The organism is Pseudoalteromonas sp. AS71 (assembly GCF_038900275.1).
In the GTDB taxonomy this organism is placed as follows: Bacteria; Pseudomonadota; Gammaproteobacteria; order Enterobacterales; family Alteromonadaceae; genus Pseudoalteromonas.
Genome location: NZ_JBBMQZ010000011.1, coordinates 23,535 through 44,249, shown reverse-complemented (window position 1 = coordinate 44,249; position 20,715 = coordinate 23,535). Strand labels below are relative to the sequence as shown.

The following is a 20,715-nucleotide window of genomic DNA, read 5'->3' as shown; positions in this document are numbered from 1 at the left end:
AAATTTATGGATTCAGAAATCTAGAGCAATTAATGAATAATTCACCGTACAGAATGTAAGTTTTTTACATACATTTGCAAGACATATAAGTGATATTAGTAATTGTTGGTTTCCAATACACTTACTCCAGCTTAAGAAACTGAACTGGAAATACCATGAACACAATTTTGAAATATACTTGCCCAATTGTACTTGCCATAGCTTTAGTTGCTTGTGGTGGAAGTAACAGTACTAAGAGTGAGCCGATTACAACGGCATCAGATCCTACAGATAGCTCAACAACAATTACTCAACCTGAAGCAGTTTATAACCTTCATCCTGATGACGTTGCGGAATATGTTGAAGAGTTTAAATATAAGTATGATCAATTAGAGCTGCAAATTGATGGCGTGCAATATGATATATCGGTTCATTCTACTGATGTAAAGGGGAAAGTTGTATATGCCAGCTATGAAAAAGGTTTTTTGTCTTTTGGCTTTGACTTTATTGAAGGGGTACCCTTGGCTCACCTCTATGTAATAGAAACTGGGACTGGAGATCTAGGGGCTGCTCAAGAGGAAGTGGACGCATATTTGTTTGGCTATGACATATCGATTGAATTTGATGATGATAATGCCATTTATACTGGTAGACTTAATAATACTGCTCAACAAGATTACAGTGTTCGCCTTGTTATTAATGATTCTGTAGTTTCGAGTGGTAGTACAACATTAGCAATAGAAGGAACTATTGCAACAGTAAAAGGTGAATTAGGCACAAAGACTTACATACAGATTCAAGATCTTGTAAATAATAACCCTGAAGTTACAACGTTACTCTTACAAACTATTACTGGCTCTGTTGATGATGATATTAACTCACATACAGGAAGGTTGATCCGTAATGCTCAGTTAACAACAAAAGTAGAGAAAGGTTCTAGAATATATTCTGGAGGTGTAGATTTATTTGCATCTGGTTATCAACGTGTATATGAAAGCGGTGCTATAGTTGGCGTGCATTCTTGGTGTTGTGAATCTGGCAAAACGGCTGACCAGTTGAGCGAAGATGACCCTGCTCACAAATCACAATTAACTTATTTCCGTGAAATGTTAGGTGATGAATTAGGACCTGAGTTTTATTTCTTTACTATTAATGCTGCTCCTTTTGATAGTATTCATGAAATGTCTGATGAAGAAATGAGTAAATACTTACTCAAAGATGATTAAATAAAGTACTTAGAGGGGATGTTATCCCCTTACTAACTTTTCGGTATTTGTTATACTCAAAGTTTGCTAATCATATACGATACTTTGAGCGCTATGAACTTTTCTTCAAAAATACTCTTAATAGAAGATGATGAGGAGCTTTCTCATTTACTAACAAACTATTTATCAGGGTATGGTTTTAATGTAATAGCTCTTAATTCTGGGGAGAACGCCGTAGAAGTTATTCTTACTCATGACCCTGATATGGTTATATTGGATTTGATGTTACCTAAAGTTGACGGTTTAACCATAGGAGTTCAGTTAAGAAAACAATTTAAGGGTATAATTTTGATGCTCACTGCAAGTGCAGATGATATGGATCAGGTTGCGGCACTTGAAATGGGAATTGATGATTTCATGCAAAAACCCGTTTTACCGCGAGTTCTTTTGGCAAAAATTAAAAACTTACTTTCTCGAAAAGCCTCTATTCAAGAAAAAATCCTAATTCAACCTTCTAATAAAGAGCGGACCTATGGGGCGTTATGGCTAAGTAACCAACTCAAACGGTGTAAATTAGATAATCAGTTAATTCATTTAACCCCGTCTGAATTTTCATTGTTATGGCACCTTGTCGAAAACTCAGAGCAAGTAATCAGCCGAGAAGAATTAATTAAATCTTTAAGAAACATAGACTATGATGGACTGGATCGATCGATTGATAATAAAGTCTCTCAAATAAGAAAGAAGCTGAAAGATAATGCTTCTAGACCACAAGGGATAATTACTGTGCGTGGTAAAGGTTATATGTTCGTTCCTGATTTTTGGTAATCACACATCTAATTTATTTAGAAGCTATCTAAGTTCTCTTTGAGAACTATACTTCGCTAACTTGAAAAGTTTTTATCATGGCTAGACTATTTTTACCTTTGTATTTTGGTTTACTGTTTACATTGTATTTATTTTTTATAATGTTACATATATTAAATACCTACTTGTATGTTGATGTATACAATATTATTGATGCTGATAACTTTTCCGCAGAAGTTATCTTACTAAATGAGCTAGAAAAACACATATCAGAAGATAAACAAGAGCATCTCCTGCAATTAATCGCTGAACGTAACAAAGTTATTATTGAACCCATATCGAAATCTGCTATTCCTCCTAACATTCGTAATGAATTAACATCTCAAGATGTCTGGGTTGACGATGAATTTTATGATTACTTTAAAGTCTTTTCTGGCGAACAGTATTATAGAATGCGTGAAGATGAATCAAATGAATTGATTCAATTAACACATAAGTTAGATAATTATATTGTTCTTACTTTGGTTTTTATGGTTGCACTTTGCTGCTTTATTTGGTTTTTTAATTTACATCGAAAGCTGAGATTAATTGAAGCAACTGTAGTGAATATCAGCGAAGGGGAACTTTTTGCAAGAGTGCCTACGAAAAGCTCTCTGAGAGTGGGAAGACTAAATTCTTCTTTAAACGATATGGCTGAAAGATTAGAGCGACTGTTAAGTAGTCATAGGCGACTAACCCTTTCTCTTGCACATGAAATTCGCTCCCCTCTATTTAAAATGCACTTATATATAGAGCTATTAAGCAAAATAATAGATAAATCGTCACAAGAGCATTTTAGTGGTCTAGAGAAACAGATTTTTGTTATGGAAGAAATGGTAGAAGAGTTACTGCAATATGCTCAAATGGAAAGAGCAGAACTAAAGTTAGAACAGAAATCAATTGAGGTAGGGGATTTTTTAGCATTAAATTGCGAAAATTTTCAACAGGAGTGCAAGAGTAAAATCCACCTCAAAATTGAGTCACCCTGTAATCTAATTGCGGATGGCTCTTTATTGTCAAGAGCAATAAGAAACCTAGTGATAAATGCCGACAAATATGGCAAAGATAATATATATATAACCGTCCAAAAACAAAATAAAAATATTAATATCTTTATAGAAGATGATGGGCAGGGAATAAAAAAGGAAAATAGCGAACAGGTTTTTCAACCATATTTTCGACAAGAAGTTCATTCAGACAGGGCAGGATTTGGGCTCGGTTTGTCTATTGTAAAAGAAATAGTTGATCTTCACGGGGCGAATATTTTATTGTCGAATAGTAGTTATGGGGGAGCTAAGTTTACGCTTATATTCGAATTGGGATAATGCTCAGCAGTTGTACAGTAGTATAATGATCAAGGTAGTCAATAAGTTAGCGCTGGCTACCTCATCTTCATGAGAAAACATAATCTTGTATTTTCGATGAAGCCGTGCAGGGAGCTGTCATGATAATGCGGGTGCTGAAAGCTTTTTTACAACAATTAAAAAACGAATAATTAAGCATAAAATATATTCGCCACGCGAATATACGAAAGCTGAAATATTTTATAGATAAGTTTTACAGTACAAAAAAGTGCTAGCTACGCACAGGCGGCGTTTCACCTGCTAAGTTTGAAAAGGCTACTATCCTGAGTAAAAAGCTGCCTGGTGAAGGCTTTGCAAGTTTACATAACCAATATGGCAGCCACTGCAATCAATAATAGCCCTGCGCTTTCCTGGTGTTTTGGTGGTTGTTTTAGCCAAAGCACAGCAATTAGCATCGTAAAAAACACTTCCACCTGTCCAAGCGTTTTAACATACGCCACGTGCTGCAAGCTCATTGCACTAAACCAACCAATTGAGCCTACACAGCTAAAAATACTAACGGCTGTTGTAATACCTTTATATTGCCAAAGTTTACTAAGAGTATGTGGCTCTTTTAGTAATAAATAGCCCAGTAGTATTAGCGTTTGTAAGCTAATTACAAACAGTAAAACCCAAGCGGCTGAATGTGGGAATAATAATCCTGAGTTTAAGCTCGCTTCACGTACCCACAGTGAGGTAAGTGCAAAGCAAGTACCGCATGCCAGTCCTAGTAATGCAGTTTTAGCATTAAAGTGTTTAACGCTTGTTATGCCGCTGAGTAACAATACGGCAATAGCGCCAAAAAACACACCAAGCCAACCGAGTAAAGAAAGTGCCGAGCCAAAAAATAATACACCTAAAATAGCAGCCACTAACGCTTCGCTTTTGGCAAGACCAGCACCTACAGCGTAATTATTCATTTTAAATAACTTAACCATTAAACCAGTGGCAAGTATTTGCATAACACTTGCGCCTACAATAAATCCCCAAAAGGCATTATTAAACGTAGGCATGGCGGTATCTTGGTATTGATACAAACCATATAAATACACGGCAGCAATAGGGCCTGCAATAATAAAGCGGGAGAGGGTTACGCCAGCAACACTCACATCGTTACTTAATTTACTTTGCAGGGCATTACGCCATGCTTGCATGAAGGCGGCTAAAAAAGTGAAAAAGATCCAAGTCATGGTATTCGTCGTTAAAATGTAAGGCAGTAAAGTTAACAAGCTTTATGAAGTAAAGCGATTCATTAACCGTGATATTGAATATTCATCATCTGCGACATTATGTCGCACGGGTTTGAGGATAAATTTAGCTATAGTAAGCCTGATGTTATTGTTAGCCGCCAGCGTTTGTCATAAAACGTATCTGGCGGCTTTTTTATTACGTTTATGCTAAATTATCCGAAACATCAAAAGGATAAATTATGACAACATTAGTTGTATGTGCATTACTTGCGGTATTAATGCCTTACTTTGCAAAAGTGCCGGTTGCTATAGCAATGGCAAAATTAGGTCGATACGATAATAAACACCCAAGGGCGCAACAAACAAAATTAACCGGCTTTGGTGCACGGGCGCTCGCGGCTCATCAAAATTGTTTTGAATCGCTCGCTGTTTTTGCTGTCGCTATTGCAGTTGTACTGGGCACTGGCTCTGTAGGTGCAGTGACCGAAATGTTAGCTGTTACGCATATTGTGTCGCGTATTTTGTATTGCGTATTTTACTATATGAACCTAGATATAATTCGCTCATTAGTGTGGTTTATTGGTTTGGGTACGGCCATTGCCATGATTGTGGTGAGTTTATAACTTTATAGCGTAAAACCACAAAGCAAGCAGCCTAGAAGGGTGCTTGCTTTGTAGTCTTGAACAACTCGTGGTGTTAATGCGATACTTTAATTCGCTCAATTAAATCGGTAGGTGCCACTTCACTATTAATCGCAAAATCTAGTTGTACAAGTACATCTTCAAAACCTGAATCAGATGCTTTATATTTCCACTTTGCTAGTGCCTCTTTCGCTGATTTATCAAAAACATCTTTAGGTTTAGATTGAATAACACTAATGTTTTTTGTTTTACCGTTTGCTGCAATATCGTATTTTAATACAACAGAGCCGCTGATCCCTTGTTGAGCTGCTTGTATTGGATAAGCAGGTTCAATGCGTATTGTTGGTGAGATATGCTCCTCTTGCGTTTTATTTACTTCTGGTTGTTTTGCAATGGCTAAGCCGCTTAGCATGCTTGCGGCTACAAGTAATAAGCCACCTTTAGCAAACTTTGAACGCTCTGCGCTGTGTTTTATATTAGTTAGTCGTTGTAACATGGTTTTTTTATCTCCGTAGTGTGAATAAGCCATAAGCCCTGTGGGCGCATTCGCCGCGCAGTTTATTAAGGCTTTGCTATATAAAATATGTTGTTGTGTGGTTTTATTGCTAAGTACCCGTTCATCACAAGTCAGCTCTTGTAGTCGGCGCATACTTGCGTAACAAAACCAAGCTAGTGGGTTAAACCACAGTAAAATGGTAGGCAGTAATATAAGTGCGTTTGTTAGGTTGTCTTTGCGTTTAATGTGTACGTTTTCGTGCTCTAAAATAAGTGCTAATGTGGCTTGATCAAACTGAGTATTGTAGTTAGTCGGTAACACCAGTTTGCTGTTTAAAATACCGACCACCATTGGCGTGGCTACATGTTGGCTGGTATAAGTTTTAACATCAGCGGTAAGAGTGCCTTCAAATTGTGGTAACTCAGTTAACTGCAGGCTTTTAACAAAACGGGTATGCGTAATAAAGCTGGCTATTAATAACCCTGCGGTAATAAGTACATATATGAGCGCCCAGCTAATACCTACCTCGTTTGTAAAAGGTTGGTTGGGGGTGATTAAGTAGTGACTAATATTACTGTTTTGCAGTGGTTTAATCGCGTTTGGTAAATTAGCGATAACCAATGCCGCAGGTAATAGCCATGCTAATTTATATACAAATCGCGAGCCAAGGGCTTTTAAACCAAATCGCTCGAGTAAAATAAATCCACAAAACAAAATGCTTAATAGTAATTGCTGCTCAATCAACCAATTAAAACCAGTTTGAATAACCATGTTAATCCCTTACTTTTGGTTTTTTTCCCAGTCATCTATAACTTTTTTAAGCTCGTTTATATCTTGCTGAGAAAGCTGCTCCGATTTAGCAAAACCGCTTACAAGTGGCGCAATACGTCCACTAAAAAAGCGCTCAATAAAGTTTTGGCTTTCTTTTAAGGTGTAGTCGGCGCGCTCCATACACGGCATATAAATATACTGACGACCTTCTTTTTCAAATGTAAGTGCGCCTTTTTTTACTAGTCGACCTAGTAGGGTTTTAATGGTTTTTTCGTGCCATTGCTTATCGTCGCTTAAGCGCTCAATTATTTGGCTCGCGGTGGCGGGGTAGTTAATCCAAAGTGCGTCGAGCACGTCAAATTCTGCTTTTGATAACTCAATCATGCTATTGCCTACAAATGTAATCTTTAATCAAAGACTACACCTGTAATCCATAAATGCAAGTTTATTTTTTAACTTTTTAGTGTGTTATTTAAACTAATAGGCAGGAGGTTAGCTGTGGGCTTTTAAAATATCAGCTTTATTAATGCGGATATACTGCCCTTCAGGGAGGTTTAAATCCTCAAGTACAAGGTCACTAAATTGCGCTCTATATAAATCAATAACTTTGTATCCGCAGTAATGCGCCATTTTACGTATTTGCCTGTTTAGCCCCTGCTTTAAAACAATACTAAACTGGTTACTGGCTATTTTACTTACCTCACAAGGTAGGGTTATGTGTTTATCAACGGGTACGCCTGCTGCCATTTTTTTACAAAAAGCATCGTCTAAAGGCTTATGTACGGTGACTAAATAATGTTTAGGCTGGTGGAAGTCAGGATGTATTAGTTGGTTACAAAAATCCCCATCGTTGGTCAAAATAAGTAAACCGCGAGAGTCTTTATCTAATCGTCCAATAGGGTAAACACGGGTGAGATTGGGCAAATGGTGGATAAGGCTGGCTGAGTCATCAATATTTAATTTGCAATCAATACCCACTGGTTTGTGATACGCAAAATAAACTAAGTCGGCAGCACCTTTAATTTCTTTTTCGTTCACTATTATTGTGTCTTGCTCATCAACGTGATCAATATGATTTGCTGGGCGATTATTTACAGTCACAACACCTTCATCAATTAAACGCGATGCCTGTTTACGAGAACAAATACCTGCATGGGCAATATATTTAGCGAGTCGGATTTTTGTGCTCATAACGTGTGATGCCAGCGGCTAATAAAAATTTGATCGCGATTATAGCAAAGCTGCGTATCGATAATGTTAAATTTAATTAAGGCAAAAATTATGGGTATTAAATTTTCACAGTTAAAAAAGCACGAGCCGCTACAAAAAGTTATTGTTCACTCTTTAGATATGGCGCTTTATCAAGTATCGGTAATGATTAATAATGTTGAATATTATGTAACAGAAGACAGCGGTGAGTTTTTAAGAGCTCTCAGCCCACTGCATGTACAAAAACGTTTTGACAAAATAGCGTATGCCGAAATGGTGCTGCGCCAAACAAGCGCTGCGCCAAACAAGCGCTTACGATGAAATGTGCGGCCAGCCAGAAAAAACCGGCAGCAATATGCTTGAAGTACCTTACGGTAAAAATAATCTTTATTGATTAAGCTAATTTGCTAGTATCTGCTTTTTAAGGGCGATAAATGTATCAATTAAAAGTAGATAATACCGATGCGTTAAACTCAGCGCTTCGCGCACAAATGGTTGAATTTAACGCCCAGTATTTTGATGCGCAAAGAGTGCCATTAGGTTATAAATTTACTGATGAGCAAGGCGAGCTTGTTGCCGGTATTAGTGGGTGTGTGTTTGGAAATTGGCTGATGATTAGTTGGCTTTGGTGTAGCGATAGTGCACGAGGTAAAGGGCTTGCAGATAAACTGCTAACGGCACTTGAACAAGCTGCTATTGAACTAGAAGCAACAACTGCTCAGCTTGATACACTTGATTTTCAAGCAAAACCTTTTTACGAAAAGCGCGGTTATAGTGTCAAGTATCAACTTAATAATTACCCACGCTCTGGTACGCGTTATTTTATGGAAAAGCCACTTTAATTTTTTGCTGACTATTTTGCTTTTAGTGGCTCGCCTTCAAAGGTAATACCTAAAAACGGTGTTGCCTCTGGTGCTAACATAAACGTGCGAATGTTCATGTGATCATCCCCCTTTAGGGTTTTGCAGTACGTCTTCGCGGTAAAATTTACCAAAGCAATCCAATGTATTTTGTTTACTTAAATCGTTTAATTTAGCAAACGCAAAAATTTTACACGATCCGTTGTTCTCACTTGCTGAGCTAAGTAATCCATGGTTATTAAAGCCACATGCAGTAAAGTCGTAATTTGCTTCAATCACCGCCATTGTATCGGTAAATTGAATGCTTTTTGGGTTTTCTGCAAGGGTTTTTAAATAGTCATTTAGTGTCATGTGTTACCTTTGGGTTTTTAATTATTTAGCACTCAACTCTAACTCATCTGTTTGTTGATTTATATTAAATTTAAATCGCGATAAAAAGTTCATTCCTAGCAAACCTTGGTCGCGGGTGTTTTCAATGCTTAGCACTTCAAAACCATAAATAATTTGCGAGCCCACTTTAAACGATTCAATTTGATAGCGCTTTACAACAATTTGACCATTCGCTGTGTTTACCGTCACATCGCCTAAATACAAAGGTTGTGGTGAAATTTGGTTAATAATATTACTAGGCAGTGAGGTGACGCTTGCGCCTGTATCAATCATTAGTTCGGTTGATAGATTATTATTTATTTCGGTATTTATTAAGTAATGCGCGCCGTAAGGTGTTAAAGCAACGAAGTCGTCTTGCGATTGCGCTTTATTGATCATGGCTTGCAGTGTTTGCACTTGGCTTTTTAGATTATGCTGGTGTGGCATTCGCTCAAGGGTTGCTTGTGCGCTAATTAAATCGCCTTGCTGATAGTAGGCATACGCAAGCGGGTATAAAAACTGTGCGTTATCGCTTTTATAATCAAGCCAAATTTGTGTTTGCTCAATAATAGCTTGCCAATTTTGTTGCTCAGTTAATGTGTGTAATTCGTTTTGAGTGAGTGTATTTAAACGTGTATTTACGTTGTTTTGCTGATGGGCAGGTAGTAATGAATTAAGCTCAAATAAAGCAATAATGGCGTTTTGTATTTGCTCGCTATTTATTAAATACTCAACCTGCAAATTAAGTAATTCTACGTTATAAGGGCTGTTATTTAATAGCGCATTGAGAAATGATTCGCTAAGTAATAAATTGCTATTTAGCCATGTTTTAAGCTGCACTAGCCACGATGAATAAAGGTTTTTTGCAATTTCTGGGTAGCTATTTTTGAGTTGTTGATAGCTACTAAGTGCGGCTTCAAATTGGTGTTGTTTAAATTGCTGCTTTGCCGTATTTAATAACGTATTTTGTTGTTTAGGCGATACGCTTTGCTGGGCACTTTGCGTTTTTTGTACTTTAGTTAACGCAGGCTGCGGCCATAATAAATAAGCGTTAAGGCTAAGTGAGCCAATTAATAGCAAGGTGATTAGCTTGGCATAGTGACTCATTATTACCTCTTATTTAATGCAATTGGTATTATTTTATAAAGTGCGTTAATGCATGAATATTGGCTATTTCAATATCAGCCAGCCCTTTATAGCTATAATTAGCGTCTTGGTCGTTTAACCATACCGATTGGCAACCGGCATTATTTGCGCCTTGCACGTCGGTATCTAGGCTATCACCAATATGTAAAATATCGCTTTTAGCAACGTTTAAATGTGCGGCTGCTTTATCAAATAAAGTGGTGTGAGGTTTTGCTTTACCGTGCATACCCGCTTGCAGTACTAGCTCAAATTTATTGTGTAAATTAAAGCGTTCAATTTCTACGTTACCGTTAGTAATTGCAATAAGAGTGAAATGTTTTGCCAAGTTATCCAGCAGGTTAAGTACGTCATCGTTAACCACTATGTTGCTGCGCGCATCGGCAAAGGCGTTATAGGCGGCATTTGCATGAAGCTCTACATCATCGACGTTTAAATTTAACTTGGAAAGCGCTAAACGCAGTGTATGTTGGCGCCATTTAGTGACGTTATCGGCAAGTTCTGGTGATTGTAATACGGCTTCGTTACGGCATAGTTGCCAGTACTTTGGACCTTGCTCTTGATAGCCCGGTAGCGCGTTTAGATAATTTTGTTGGGCTTTAACGGCTGCTTTTATAATAGGGTGATTGCTGTATAGCGTGTCGTCTAAATCAAAGCTCATGACAGAAAATGGCTTAATAGCACGATTAAATCGGATCATATTTATTTTCCTAATCAGTTCGTTTTTTTGCGCGAGGGTGAGTGTTGTCGTACACCTTGGCTAAATGTTGAAAATCTAAATGCGTATACACTTGTGTAGCCGACAAACTGCTATGCCCTAGTAATTCTTGCACGGCGCGTAAATCACCAGATGATTCTAAAATATGTGACGCAAACGAGTGGCGCAGCTTATGCGGGTGAACCTGCGAGCTAATGCCTTGTTTTATTCCCCACTCTTGCATGCGTAGGCGCACTTGGCGAATCGAAATACGATTTTTTTGGCTACTTAAAAATACTGCTATTTCATCGGGCTTTGCAAACTGAGGGCGTATTGAGAGCCATTTTTTTAATGCGTCTAACGCTTTTTTGCCCACCGGAATTAATCGCTCTTTATTGCCTTTACCACGCACTAAAATTTCGCCATTAGCAGCGCTAATATCTTGCATGTTAGCGCCAACTAATTCGCTTATACGAAGCCCTGATGAATACATAAGCTCCATCATTGCTTTATCTCTAATTGCGAGAGGTTCGTCGTCGGGTATTTCGAGTAAGCGTGCCATTTGATCTACATCGAGATTTTTAGGTAGGGGCTTTGCAAACTTAGGGCCTTTTATACCTATTGCCGGATTATGGTAATGCGATTGCTCGGCAATATTTTTTGCTTTTAAAAACTTATACAAACTACGAATGCAGCTGAGTTTTAAGCTAATAGTACGCCCACTTAATTGTTTTGAGCGCAGTGCCATGCTGTAGCGGCGAATATGCTCGCCTTGAACGCCAAACCAGTCATCACATAATTTGCTAAAATAAAGGGCTGCAAAGCCAAGTTGACTTACATATTGGTTTACGGTGTGCGCTGAATATTGTTTTTCAAACTTTAAATAGTCGCTAAATAGCGTTATGGGAGTACGCCAATTGTCGCTTAACTCAGTGGTATTAGGCGCATCGTCATTCATGCTAGTTTTTGCAACCGCAGGTGCAATGCGTTTATAAAGTCGAGTACAAACAGGTTATCTTGAGCGGGCTCAAAATGGTTTACGTTACTGCTACCAAACGCCAAAATAGCGATAGGGTGTTTAGTATCGCCAATTAAATAAATAGCGACAGATTGTGTATCTTCACTAAATAATAATTCGCGCTCTTGCTGATTAATACGCCCTAAATAATGCCCAGAATGGGTAAGGCGATGCGCAATAAGCTCGTCGTATTCGGGATTATATTTCACTAATTTGCAGTCGTTAACATCTTTACTTGAGCAAATTATATTGCGTAGATTATTTGCAAGAGTGTCAAAATCGTCATGATTCCAAAGCTGGCGATGGCACTGACTAAACAAACGATATACAAGCTCGTTTTGCGTTGCATGCTTGCTCATAGCGTCTATTTGGCTTTTTAAAAGCGTGTTGTGCTCGCGTAATTGGCGTTGCTGAATATGTACCAGCGACGTTGCACCTTGAGCTTGCTGTTGCAGCTCAAGTTGTGCGAGTAGCTCTGGGTGCTGAACTAGAAAATCAGGGTGTTGCTGTAAGTAATCAATAACCTGTTCTTTACTTAGCTCGCTCATAGCGCTACTTGCCCGTCGAACACATGCTCTGCGGGGCCAGTCATGCGTACCGGGTGACCTTCGCCACTCCAGCGTACTTGTAAGCTACCGCCTGGTAAATCTACTTGAACGGTTGTTGATAATTTATTTTGCATATGACCAATAACCATTGCTGCACAAGCACCTGTACCACAGGCTAGGGTTTCGTTAACGCCGCGCTCCCACACTCTTAATTTAATGTGTTCTTGCGATACAACCTGCATAAAGCCAATGTTCGCTTTTTGCGGAAAGCGTTCGTGGTTTTCAAGTAATGGACCCAATATATCAACTTGCGCGGTGGTTACGTCATCAACTTCTAGCACGCAATGCGGGTTACCCATAGATACCGCGCCACTAAATACGGTGTGCTCTTGCGTTCTAATAATATAGGTAAGCTCGCGCTTGCTCGCTTTTAAAGGGATTTTACTAGGCTCAAAATTTGGATGACCCATGTTAACGGTTACTTGACCGTCTTTTTCTATGTAGAGCGTTAAGTTGCCCGACTTGGTCGACACCGTAATTTTATGCTTGTTAGTAAGGCCCTTCATACGAACAAAGCGGGCAAAACAGCGTGCGCCGTTACCGCATTGTTCTACTTCGGTACCATCGGCATTAAATATTCGATAATGAAAGTCGAGATCGGGAGAGTACGGCGCTTCAACCATCAGCAATTGGTCAAAGCCAATGCCAAAATGGCGATCTGCCAGTTTTTTGATTTGATCTCGCGACAAAAAAACATTTTGTGTAATGTTATCAATCACAACAAAGTCGTTGCCTAAGCCGTGCATTTTGGAAAAATTAACTAACATAGCGCTCTAATTCGGTTTTGCTCTGTGCTAATCATGCCACAGAGCAGCTAGTAGACAAAAACGTTTATGGTAAAACTTTCTCACCTTGATAAAGGCTTTCAATAGTTTCGCGTTCACGAATAAGGTGATGCTGTTGACCATCTACCATTATTTCTGCAACACGCGGACGCGAGTTGTAGTTTGAGCTCATGGTAAAGCCATATGCACCAGCGCTTCGTTGTGCGAGTAAATCGCCTTGTTTTAGGGCTAGTTCACGATCTTTTCCTAAAAAGTCGCCGGTTTCGCACACCGGACCCACAATATCAAAGTTGTGAGTAGGTGTTTCGTCATCGCGAACTGATACCGGAATAATTTTTTGCCACGCTTGATAAAGCGCAGGGCGAAGCATATCGTTCATACCTGCATCTACAATGGCAAAAAATTTGTCTTGGTTTTGTTTAATAAATTCAACTTGAGTAACTAAAATACCTGCGTTAGCTGCAATAGCGCGTCCTGGTTCAAAAATTAGTTCAAGGTGTTTATAGTTTGCTAAGCGCTCGGTAACTTGCGCTGCATATTCACTTGGGTGTGGTGGTTGCTCATTGTTATATGGTACGCCTAAACCGCCGCCAATATCTAAGTGAGTTAGCTCAATACCGTTAGTTTTTAGCTCATCAATAAGCGCCATTAATTTATCAAGTGCTTCTAAAAATGGTCTTACTTCAGTTAATTGAGAGCCAATGTGGCAATCAACACCAATAATTTTTAAACCAGGTAAAGCCGCTGCTTGTTGATAAACACTCACGGCAGTTTGAATATCAATACCAAATTTATTTTCTTTTAAACCAGTAGAAATATACGGGTGTGTTTTTGCATCTATGTCGGGGTTTACGCGAATAGAAATAGGCGCTTCTAGGTTAAGCTCGCAAGCCACTTCAGAAATACGCTCAAGCTCAGAGGCTGATTCAACGTTAAAGCATTTAATACCTAACTTTAATGCGTACGCTATTTCGTCTGCTGTTTTAGCCACGCCCGAAAAAACTACTTTAGAGGCATCGCCTCCCGCTTTAATTACACGTGCAAGTTCGCCTTTGGATACAATATCGAAACCCGAACCTAAGCGCGCTAATATATTAAGGACGGCTATATTTGAGTTTGCTTTAACGGCGTAACACACCAAGCTTTTATGATTTTTTGTGGCGTTAGCAAACGCTAAATAATGGCGCTCAAAGGTAGCACGCGAGTACACATAACACGGCGTACCGTATTGCTGCGCTATGCTTGCCACACTGACGTCTTCGGCAAATAATTGGTTGTTTTTGTAGTTAAAATAATCCATTTATTGCCCCTGACTTTGCTGTGTTTTGGCTTGCTCAGCGGTAGTGACTGGCTGAACTGTATTTTGAGGTTGGTTTTGTTCTGTTTGTTGCTCTGGTAAATATAACGGACCGCTTTGTCCGCAGCCAGCTAAGGCGCTTAACAGTACAGTGCTTATTAATAGTCTTTTTAATTGTATGGTATGTGTCGCTTTCATTAGATTAATATGGTTGCTGGCTTTATAATCGCAGAGTAACAGAATATCTAAAAAATGCAGCTATTCGCGGATGATTTTATTCCTGTTACACTAGCTGCACACTTTTAAAGCTAAAACGTACCCAATATTAGGCGGCTCGCCTGCAAAGGAAATAACAATGACTGAACACGAATATCACCAATTAGCCGAAGCTCTTATGTTCACTATTGAAGAGCAGGTTGATGATTGCGAAGCTGATTTAGACTATGAATCGGCACAAGGTATTTTAGAAATTATTTTTCCTGATAAAAGTAAAATAGTGATTAACAAGCAAGCACCTCTTCATCAAGTATGGGTTGCGACTAAATTTAACGGACATCATTTTGAAATGCGTGATGGGTTATGGATTGATAACCGCTCTGGCGCTGAATTTTGGGCATTTATAAATGAAGCCTCAACTCGCCAAGCAGGCCAAGAAGTTAAGTGGCAATCATCACTATGAGTTTAGAATTTGTAGAATATGCAGCCCAAAGTGAGCACAAAGCAACGGTTATTTGGTTACATGGTTTAGGTGACTCTGGGGATGGTTTTGCGCCAGTAGCTCCGCAGCTTAATTTACCAAGTGAGCTTGGTATACGGTTTGTTTTTCCGCATGCGCCAGTACAACCAGTCACCATAAATGGTGGCATGGAAATGCGCTCTTGGTATGATATTAAATCTATAGAATTAGATAAGCGTGCCGATGAACAAGGCGTAAGGGATTCGGCTGCAAAGGTAGAAGAGTTAATTAATAAAGAAATTGCTAATGGCATACCTGCTAATAAAATTATTTTAGCTGGTTTTTCTCAAGGTGGTGTTGTGTCATTACATTTAGCGCCGCGCTTTGAGCAAAAGCTTGGGGGTGTTATGGCGCTTTCTACTTATATGTGTGTGCCGCAAAAATTTGCTGATGAAGCAAAACATACTGATTTAAACGTATTTATGGCTCATGGTAGCCAAGATAACGTTGTACCGCATAGTGCGGGAAGAAGTGCGTTTGAAGTATTAACAGCACATAACATGGATGTAAGCTGGCAAGAATATCCAATGGCTCACCAAGTTTGCGCAGAAGAATTGCAAGCTATTCGCCAATGGTTAATTGCTCGTTTAAGCTAATTTTGGAACCGCTGAGGTCAATATGAGTCAAAAAATAGTTATTAAAGCAAATGTTAAACGCGAACTACAAGAGAGTGTACCAACGGTAAGCTACGAGTGGAATTGGCGTCGTATTGTGAGTATTGCTATGTTGGTATTAATGACCTCTGCAGCAGTTGTGTATGGCTTAACAACGTCAGCCAGTGCAGAGCAAGGTGAGCATCCAAATGAGCAGGAACAATTTTTAAGCTTTAGTAGTAACGCTCAAAACCAGACAAGCGTTGAAGTTACCGATGTTGAGCCTCAATCATCAGTAAACAATAGCCCTAATGAGCCTGCAGAGGTAATGCAAGCTCGGATTGAACCGTTGTCAGCTGAGCAAAATGAGGTTGAGCAAAACATATCAATTAATGCACCGGCTAAAGCGGATCCTGTAAATACTGATACAGTTTTACTAGCTAACAACGATATTGTGATTGATCAAAGTGAGAGTATTAATACAGAGTTAAACTCAGACCTTGATAATGATCTACAAGAAGAAACCGAAGAAGCTCAAAACGTAGCTGAACCTGCTAATCAAACAGAGTTACTTTTAGATTTAGAAAGTGATGATGGTGCATTGAGTGGCACTGAAGGTTTTTCACCAACAGCACAAGTGGCAAGTGTGGCATTGGGCGCGCAAATAGACACAGGTAAAATTAGCCGTGCAGTACTGACTCGCAAAGTAAGTAAGCGTGAACCTACTAATGTGTTTGCTGCTGATATTAGATTAAGTCAGTTTGATGAAGGACTATCGTTTTTTAGCGAGATTAAAAATCTTCAAGGCCAGCAAGTTAAGCATATTTGGTCGTTTGAAGGTGAAATTATGGCTGAAATTACACTTGATGTTACTTCGCCTCGCTACAGAACGTACTCAACAAAAAATATCATGGACTCACAAACAGGCCATTGGCGTGTTGATGTAGTTGATGAGCAAGGCAATTTAATTGCCCAAAAAGAATTTAGAATTTTAGCTGAATAAAGCTAGCTAAACGCAGTAATTAATTGGATACCCCTATGATAGAAAAAACAAAATTAGTACGCATTGCAACGCGCAAAAGCGCCTTAGCACTTTGGCAGGCCGAATTTGTGAAAGCAGAGCTTGAGCGTTTTCATGCAGATGTGCGCGTAGAATTAGTCCCAATGTCGACGCAAGGGGATATCATTTTAGATACGCCATTGGCTAAAATAGGCGGTAAAGGCTTATTTGTTAAAGAGCTAGAGCAAGCAATGTTAGATGGCCGAGCTGATATTGCCGTACATTCTATGAAGGACGTGCCAGTAGAGTTCCCAGAAGGATTAGAGCTGTATACTATTTGTGAGCGTGAAGATCCGCGTGATGCGTTTGTATCAAACAATTTTGCTAATTTAAACGAGCTACCACAGGGCGCCATTGTGGGTACTTCTAGCTTACGCCGTCAGTGCCAAATTAAAGCACTTCGCCCTGATTTAGATATTCGTGATTTGCGCGGTAATGTAAATACGCGTTTAGGTAAATTAGATGACGGCCAATATGATGCTATTATTTTAGCGGCTGCAGGGCTTATTCGTTTGAAAATGGAGTCGCGTATTGCTGACTACATTGAGCCAGAAGTGTCATTACCGGCAAATGGTCAAGGTGCTGTAGGTATTGAATGCCGTGTTGATGATGAAGTAACAAAAGCATTACTTGCACCACTTGAGCATACCCAAACACGTATTCGCGTAAACGCAGAACGTTCAATGAACCGCTATTTAGAAGGTGGTTGCCAAGTTCCTATTGGTGCTTATGCATTAGTTGATGGCGAGCAGGTGCATTTACGTGGTTTAGTTGGTGCCGTTGATGGCAGCGAAATTTTACGTGACGAAGTAACAGGTCATGTAAATGATGCAGAAGAACTAGGTATTGAGCTTGCTAAAAAATTATTAGCTCAAGGCGCAGACAAAATATTAGCTGAAGTTTATAGAGACGCATAAATGACACATATTCTGATAACTCGGCCCGAAGGAAAAGGCGCAGCCCTTGCACAGCAATTAGAGCAAGCGGGTTATCAGGCGTCTTTATTTCCGGTATTAAAAATAACGCATTTAACACCCTCCAGCACTGAACTTAGTCCGCTGTTAAATGCAGATAAAATAATATTTATATCGCAAGATGCAGTCAGTGCACTTTCGCAATTAAAACCCGATATAAATACCAAAGCGCAGTTTTATGCAGTTGGACAACAAACAGCCGACATTATATATGAGCAATTTGGTGTGCGCGCAGCAGTACCGAAGCAGTATGATTCAGAAGGGTTACTTGCGCTTAAATCACTCGCCGAGGTTGATGGCAGTAATATAGTGTTAGTTAAGGGGCAAGGTGGCCGCCCTGAGTTAGCTAAAACGCTGAAAGAGCGCGGTGCTTTTTTAAATAATTGTATTGTGTATAAACGTGAACCCACAGAGAGTATTACTCCTAACTGGCCAGACCACTGGAAAAGCCAGAATGTACACGGTATAGTCATAACAAGTAATGCAGCAGTTGATGCTATATTTAAAAGCCTTACTGCACACCAACTACAATGGTTACAACAGTGCCGATTTTATGTTGCAAGCGAGCGGATAGCCGCTTATTTAAAGTTGCAACAGGTAAGTTCGGCTAATATACACATTGCAGCAGGGGCAAGCGATAATGCTATGTTTACCTGCATAAATCAGCAAGGTAGCAACATGAGCGAACAGTCAAAGCCAGTTACGGCAGAAAAAGCCACACCAACAATAGCTAACACGGCCTCAGCTAAATCAGCTAAGCAAGAGCCAGCAGCCGCTAAAAACACTGCAGATAAAAATAAACAAAAAGTTAGCAAAGTTGCAGTGCTTGCACTTCTTATTTCGCTAATTGTGGCCTCAGGCGTGGGTTACGAGTTTTATCAAAAATTAAATGCGGGTAAGGCTCAAAACCTGGCCGCGAATGAGTTGAGTGAGCAAAATAAGTCACTCGCCCAAGAGCTGCAAGCACTTAAGTCAGCACAATCTAATTTGCAGCAAGCGCTATTTAATAGTGAGAAAAAAGTTGCCGCAGCACTCAGTGAAAGTGCAACTCAAAATCAGCAAGAACTAAAAGCAGCTTTGCAAAAAGCGCAGCAACAAGGTTCGTCTTTAAATCCACAAGAAGTGACCAGCTTGCAGCGTATGGCTGAATTTAAACTATGGGCTGAAAAAGATTACCAAGGCACTAGTGCTGTTTTAAAGCGCTTAGATGCATTACTTAGCGAACATCCAGGAACAGTTGAAGTTCGCCAAGCTATTATGCAAGACATACAAACACTTGATAGCCTTAAACCTATAGCAACAGAGGCTATTTATTTACAGTTAAATAGTGTGTTAACTAGTGTTGATAACTTAGTTTTTAATGCGGTTAACTTGCCAGAAGAAGCGGCTGCAATAGATGAAAACGCTTTAAGTGATGACGTGAGTGATTGGCAGCAAAATCTGAGTAATAGCTGGAATAAAATTGTGGATAGCTTTATTACTATTCGCCAGCACGAAGCTGTTTCCATTGAGCCATTACTTACGGATCAAGAGCGCCATTTAATAAATCAACGTATAAAGCTTAATATAACTCAGGCACAAGATGCACTTATGAGTAAGCAGGCGAGTATTTTCTTTAGCGCCTTAAGTGAAGCAAAACGTTTAGTTGGTGAGTACTTTAAGCAAGACGATGATACAACTAAAACGGTACTTAAAGCGTTGTCTAAACTTGAAAAAGAGCAGCTTAACTTTAATCCAAAAGTAACCTTAAACAGTACACAAAAGGTTAAGGAGTGGGCGCAATGATAGGGCTAATTATTTTAATTGTAGCTATTGTTGTTGTATTAGCGGTTACTCCATTTGTGCTAGATGAAAAAGGTTATGTACTTATTTCATTTAACAACACGACGATAGAAGGCACGATAGTATCGTTTTGTATAATGGCGGTCATTACCGCTGTTGTTTTATATTTAACATATAAATTAATTCGTTATTTATTATCGATTTATCATAATACTAAGCATGGCTTTTTTGCACGTAGCCAAGAGCGCAAACAAGCAGCTATTGAGCAGGCTCTGTGGAGTGCTATTAATGATGATTACGAGCACGTAGAAAAGGCTCTATCGGGTAATAGCGTACCAGATAAGTTTGAAGATATTCGCTTAGCATTACTTGCAAAAGCAGCGCTTGCTAATAATCAAACAGATAAAGCACTTGAGCGTTTATTTGAAATAAGCCCAGAACATCAATTAAAAGTAGCAAAGCTATGGTTGGCAAGTGGCGACAGTAGCGCGATTGAATCACAAATGCGTATTAGCGCAGAAGCTAAAAAAGCCACCGCACTTGAGTTAAAACTTTATGCAGAAGTATTGGTACAGCAACAACACTTTAGTGCGCTTGAGGAGTTTTTACCGCGTTTACTACGCAAAAAAGCACTTACTGATGCACAGTGGACGCAGTTATTTAGTGCTTACTTTAATGCGTTAGATGCAGGTCAACTGAGTGAAAAATATAAACAGCTACCTAAAAAACTGCAAGTTCATGCCCACACTGCATATTTAATGCAAATGGCGCAAGTAGGTCAATTGGCTGTTATTGAGGGTGACCTAATTAAAATGGTTAAGCACAACGAACAGCATGCGCAACTGGCTAATATATTAAGTAAAGCGACGTCTGCTGATGCAGCTAAACTGCAAGTAAGCATCCAAGATCGTCTTAAGAAGGATGATTCAAATAACTCATTATTACTTGCATTGGCTTGCCTGGCCAACGCGCAAGGTGATTATGACTTAGCAGCTAGGATTTTTGATAAAGCACTGAATAGTGAAAATAAAAAACAGTTCTCTGAACAAGCTGTTTTAAGTTATAAAAATAGTGCACAGGCAGAAAAGGCGCTCGTTTTATATCAATAAATGA

22 protein-coding genes and 2 pseudogenes are annotated in these 20,715 nt (G+C 39.3%); 12 read left to right on the top strand and 12 right to left on the bottom strand.

Annotation, left to right across the window (positions count from 1 at the left end; all coding sequences use genetic code 11):
- Positions 1-155: 155 nt before the first annotated feature.
- The 3 genes from WNY98_RS10070 to WNY98_RS10060 all read left to right on the top strand — a co-directional run bounded on the left by WNY98_RS10070 (position 156) and on the right by WNY98_RS10060 (position 3,355).
- Positions 156-1,205, top strand: a complete 1,050-nt coding sequence (locus WNY98_RS10070) for a hypothetical protein (protein WP_342877817.1) — start codon at positions 156-158, stop codon at positions 1,203-1,205.
- A gap of 93 nt (positions 1,206-1,298) precedes the next feature.
- On the top strand, positions 1,299-2,012 hold the full coding sequence (locus tag WNY98_RS10065) for a response regulator transcription factor (protein WP_342876028.1): 714 nt from the start codon (positions 1,299-1,301) through the stop codon (positions 2,010-2,012).
- Between the two features lie 77 nt (positions 2,013-2,089).
- Complete coding sequence (locus tag WNY98_RS10060) at positions 2,090-3,355, top strand: ATP-binding protein (protein ID WP_342877816.1); 1,266 nt, start codon at positions 2,090-2,092, stop codon at positions 3,353-3,355.
- Between the two features lie 338 nt (positions 3,356-3,693).
- On the opposite strand, the gene WNY98_RS10055 is transcribed toward WNY98_RS10060, so the two are convergent.
- Positions 3,694-4,563, bottom strand: a complete 870-nt coding sequence (locus WNY98_RS10055; RefSeq protein ID WP_342877815.1) for a DMT family transporter — start codon at positions 4,561-4,563, stop codon at positions 3,694-3,696.
- 239 nt (positions 4,564-4,802) lie between these two features.
- On the opposite strand from WNY98_RS10055, the gene WNY98_RS10050 reads away from it, so the two are divergent.
- Positions 4,803-5,186 carry an MAPEG family protein gene (locus tag WNY98_RS10050; protein ID WP_342877814.1) on the top strand — a complete coding sequence of 128 codons (384 nt, stop codon included), beginning with the start codon at positions 4,803-4,805 and terminating at the stop codon, positions 5,184-5,186.
- A 73-nt stretch (positions 5,187-5,259) separates the two neighbouring features.
- Here WNY98_RS10050 and WNY98_RS10045 read toward each other — a convergent pair whose 3' ends face one another.
- The 3 genes from WNY98_RS10045 to WNY98_RS10035 form a co-directional block, all read right to left on the bottom strand.
- Positions 5,260-6,471 (bottom strand): M56 family metallopeptidase, encoded by a 1,212-nt coding sequence (locus WNY98_RS10045; RefSeq protein WP_342877813.1) that lies wholly within the window; start codon positions 6,469-6,471, stop codon positions 5,260-5,262.
- A gap of 9 nt (positions 6,472-6,480) precedes the next feature.
- Positions 6,481-6,855 carry a BlaI/MecI/CopY family transcriptional regulator gene (locus tag WNY98_RS10040; protein ID WP_007580531.1) on the bottom strand — a complete coding sequence of 125 codons (375 nt, stop codon included), beginning with the start codon at positions 6,853-6,855 and terminating at the stop codon, positions 6,481-6,483.
- 108 nt (positions 6,856-6,963) lie between these two features.
- Positions 6,964-7,662: a pseudouridine synthase gene (locus WNY98_RS10035; protein WP_165722700.1), complete on the bottom strand. Its 699-nt coding sequence runs from the start codon at positions 7,660-7,662 to the stop codon at positions 6,964-6,966.
- A gap of 90 nt (positions 7,663-7,752) precedes the next feature.
- Here WNY98_RS10035 and WNY98_RS10030 point away from each other — a divergent pair.
- Both WNY98_RS10030 and WNY98_RS10025 read left to right on the top strand, forming a co-directional pair.
- Positions 7,753-8,074, top strand: a pseudogene (locus WNY98_RS10030) (DUF6482 family protein).
- Positions 8,075-8,114: 40 nt separating this feature from the next.
- The gene (locus WNY98_RS10025) at positions 8,115-8,522 is read left to right on the top strand and encodes a GNAT family N-acetyltransferase (RefSeq protein ID WP_342877812.1); all 408 of its coding nucleotides are present in this window, start codon (positions 8,115-8,117) and stop codon (positions 8,520-8,522) included.
- 11 nt (positions 8,523-8,533) lie between these two features.
- Here WNY98_RS10025 and WNY98_RS10020 read toward each other — a convergent pair.
- The 8 genes and pseudogenes from WNY98_RS10020 to WNY98_RS09985 form a co-directional block, all read right to left on the bottom strand.
- Positions 8,534-8,891: pseudogene (locus tag WNY98_RS10020) on the bottom strand (HopJ type III effector protein).
- Positions 8,892-8,912: 21 nt separating this feature from the next.
- Complete coding sequence (locus WNY98_RS10015; protein ID WP_342877811.1) at positions 8,913-10,016, bottom strand: retroviral-like aspartic protease family protein; 1,104 nt, start codon at positions 10,014-10,016, stop codon at positions 8,913-8,915.
- A gap of 28 nt (positions 10,017-10,044) precedes the next feature.
- Complete coding sequence (locus WNY98_RS10010; RefSeq protein ID WP_342877810.1) at positions 10,045-10,752, bottom strand: HAD-IA family hydrolase; 708 nt, start codon at positions 10,750-10,752, stop codon at positions 10,045-10,047.
- Between the two features lie 10 nt (positions 10,753-10,762).
- Positions 10,763-11,707 (bottom strand): tyrosine recombinase XerC, encoded by a 945-nt coding sequence (locus tag WNY98_RS10005; protein ID WP_342877809.1) that lies wholly within the window; start codon positions 11,705-11,707, stop codon positions 10,763-10,765.
- Positions 11,704-12,315: a DUF484 family protein gene (locus WNY98_RS10000; protein WP_342877808.1), complete on the bottom strand. Its 612-nt coding sequence runs from the start codon at positions 12,313-12,315 to the stop codon at positions 11,704-11,706. The genes WNY98_RS10005 and WNY98_RS10000 overlap by 4 nt, the downstream gene beginning before the upstream one ends.
- Entirely contained in the window at positions 12,312-13,142 is an 831-nt protein-coding gene (gene dapF / locus WNY98_RS09995) for a diaminopimelate epimerase (protein WP_024609948.1), read from the bottom strand. The genes WNY98_RS10000 and dapF overlap by 4 nt, the downstream gene beginning before the upstream one ends.
- A 64-nt stretch (positions 13,143-13,206) precedes the next feature.
- The gene (lysA, locus tag WNY98_RS09990) at positions 13,207-14,460 is read right to left on the bottom strand and encodes a diaminopimelate decarboxylase (RefSeq protein WP_024589650.1); all 1,254 of its coding nucleotides are present in this window, start codon (positions 14,458-14,460) and stop codon (positions 13,207-13,209) included.
- A complete protein-coding gene (locus tag WNY98_RS09985; protein ID WP_342877807.1) occupies positions 14,461-14,655 on the bottom strand; it encodes a lipoprotein in 195 nt (64 codons plus the stop codon).
- A 157-nt stretch (positions 14,656-14,812) separates the two neighbouring features.
- On the opposite strand from WNY98_RS09985, the gene cyaY reads away from it, so the two are divergent.
- Genes cyaY through WNY98_RS09955 form a run of 6 tightly spaced genes read left to right on the top strand, consistent with a single transcriptional unit; the run spans position 14,813 to position 20,711 of the window.
- On the top strand, positions 14,813-15,136 hold the full coding sequence (gene cyaY, locus WNY98_RS09980; protein ID WP_002960979.1) for an iron donor protein CyaY: 324 nt from the start codon (positions 14,813-14,815) through the stop codon (positions 15,134-15,136).
- The gene (locus tag WNY98_RS09975) at positions 15,133-15,789 is read left to right on the top strand and encodes a dienelactone hydrolase family protein (protein WP_007580555.1); all 657 of its coding nucleotides are present in this window, start codon (positions 15,133-15,135) and stop codon (positions 15,787-15,789) included. Before cyaY ends, WNY98_RS09975 begins: the two co-directional genes overlap by 4 nt.
- A gap of 22 nt (positions 15,790-15,811) precedes the next feature.
- Positions 15,812-16,789, top strand: a complete 978-nt coding sequence (locus WNY98_RS09970; protein WP_024598827.1) for a DUF2914 domain-containing protein — start codon at positions 15,812-15,814, stop codon at positions 16,787-16,789.
- A gap of 35 nt (positions 16,790-16,824) precedes the next feature.
- Positions 16,825-17,763 carry a hydroxymethylbilane synthase gene (gene hemC / locus WNY98_RS09965; protein ID WP_342877806.1) on the top strand — a complete coding sequence of 313 codons (939 nt, stop codon included), beginning with the start codon at positions 16,825-16,827 and terminating at the stop codon, positions 17,761-17,763.
- A complete protein-coding gene (locus WNY98_RS09960) occupies positions 17,764-19,605 on the top strand; it encodes a uroporphyrinogen-III synthase (protein WP_342877805.1) in 1,842 nt (613 codons plus the stop codon).
- Positions 19,602-20,711, top strand: a complete 1,110-nt coding sequence (locus WNY98_RS09955; protein WP_342877804.1) for a heme biosynthesis HemY N-terminal domain-containing protein — start codon at positions 19,602-19,604, stop codon at positions 20,709-20,711. Before WNY98_RS09960 ends, WNY98_RS09955 begins: the two co-directional genes overlap by 4 nt.
- The last annotated feature ends 4 nt before the right edge of the window (positions 20,712-20,715 follow it).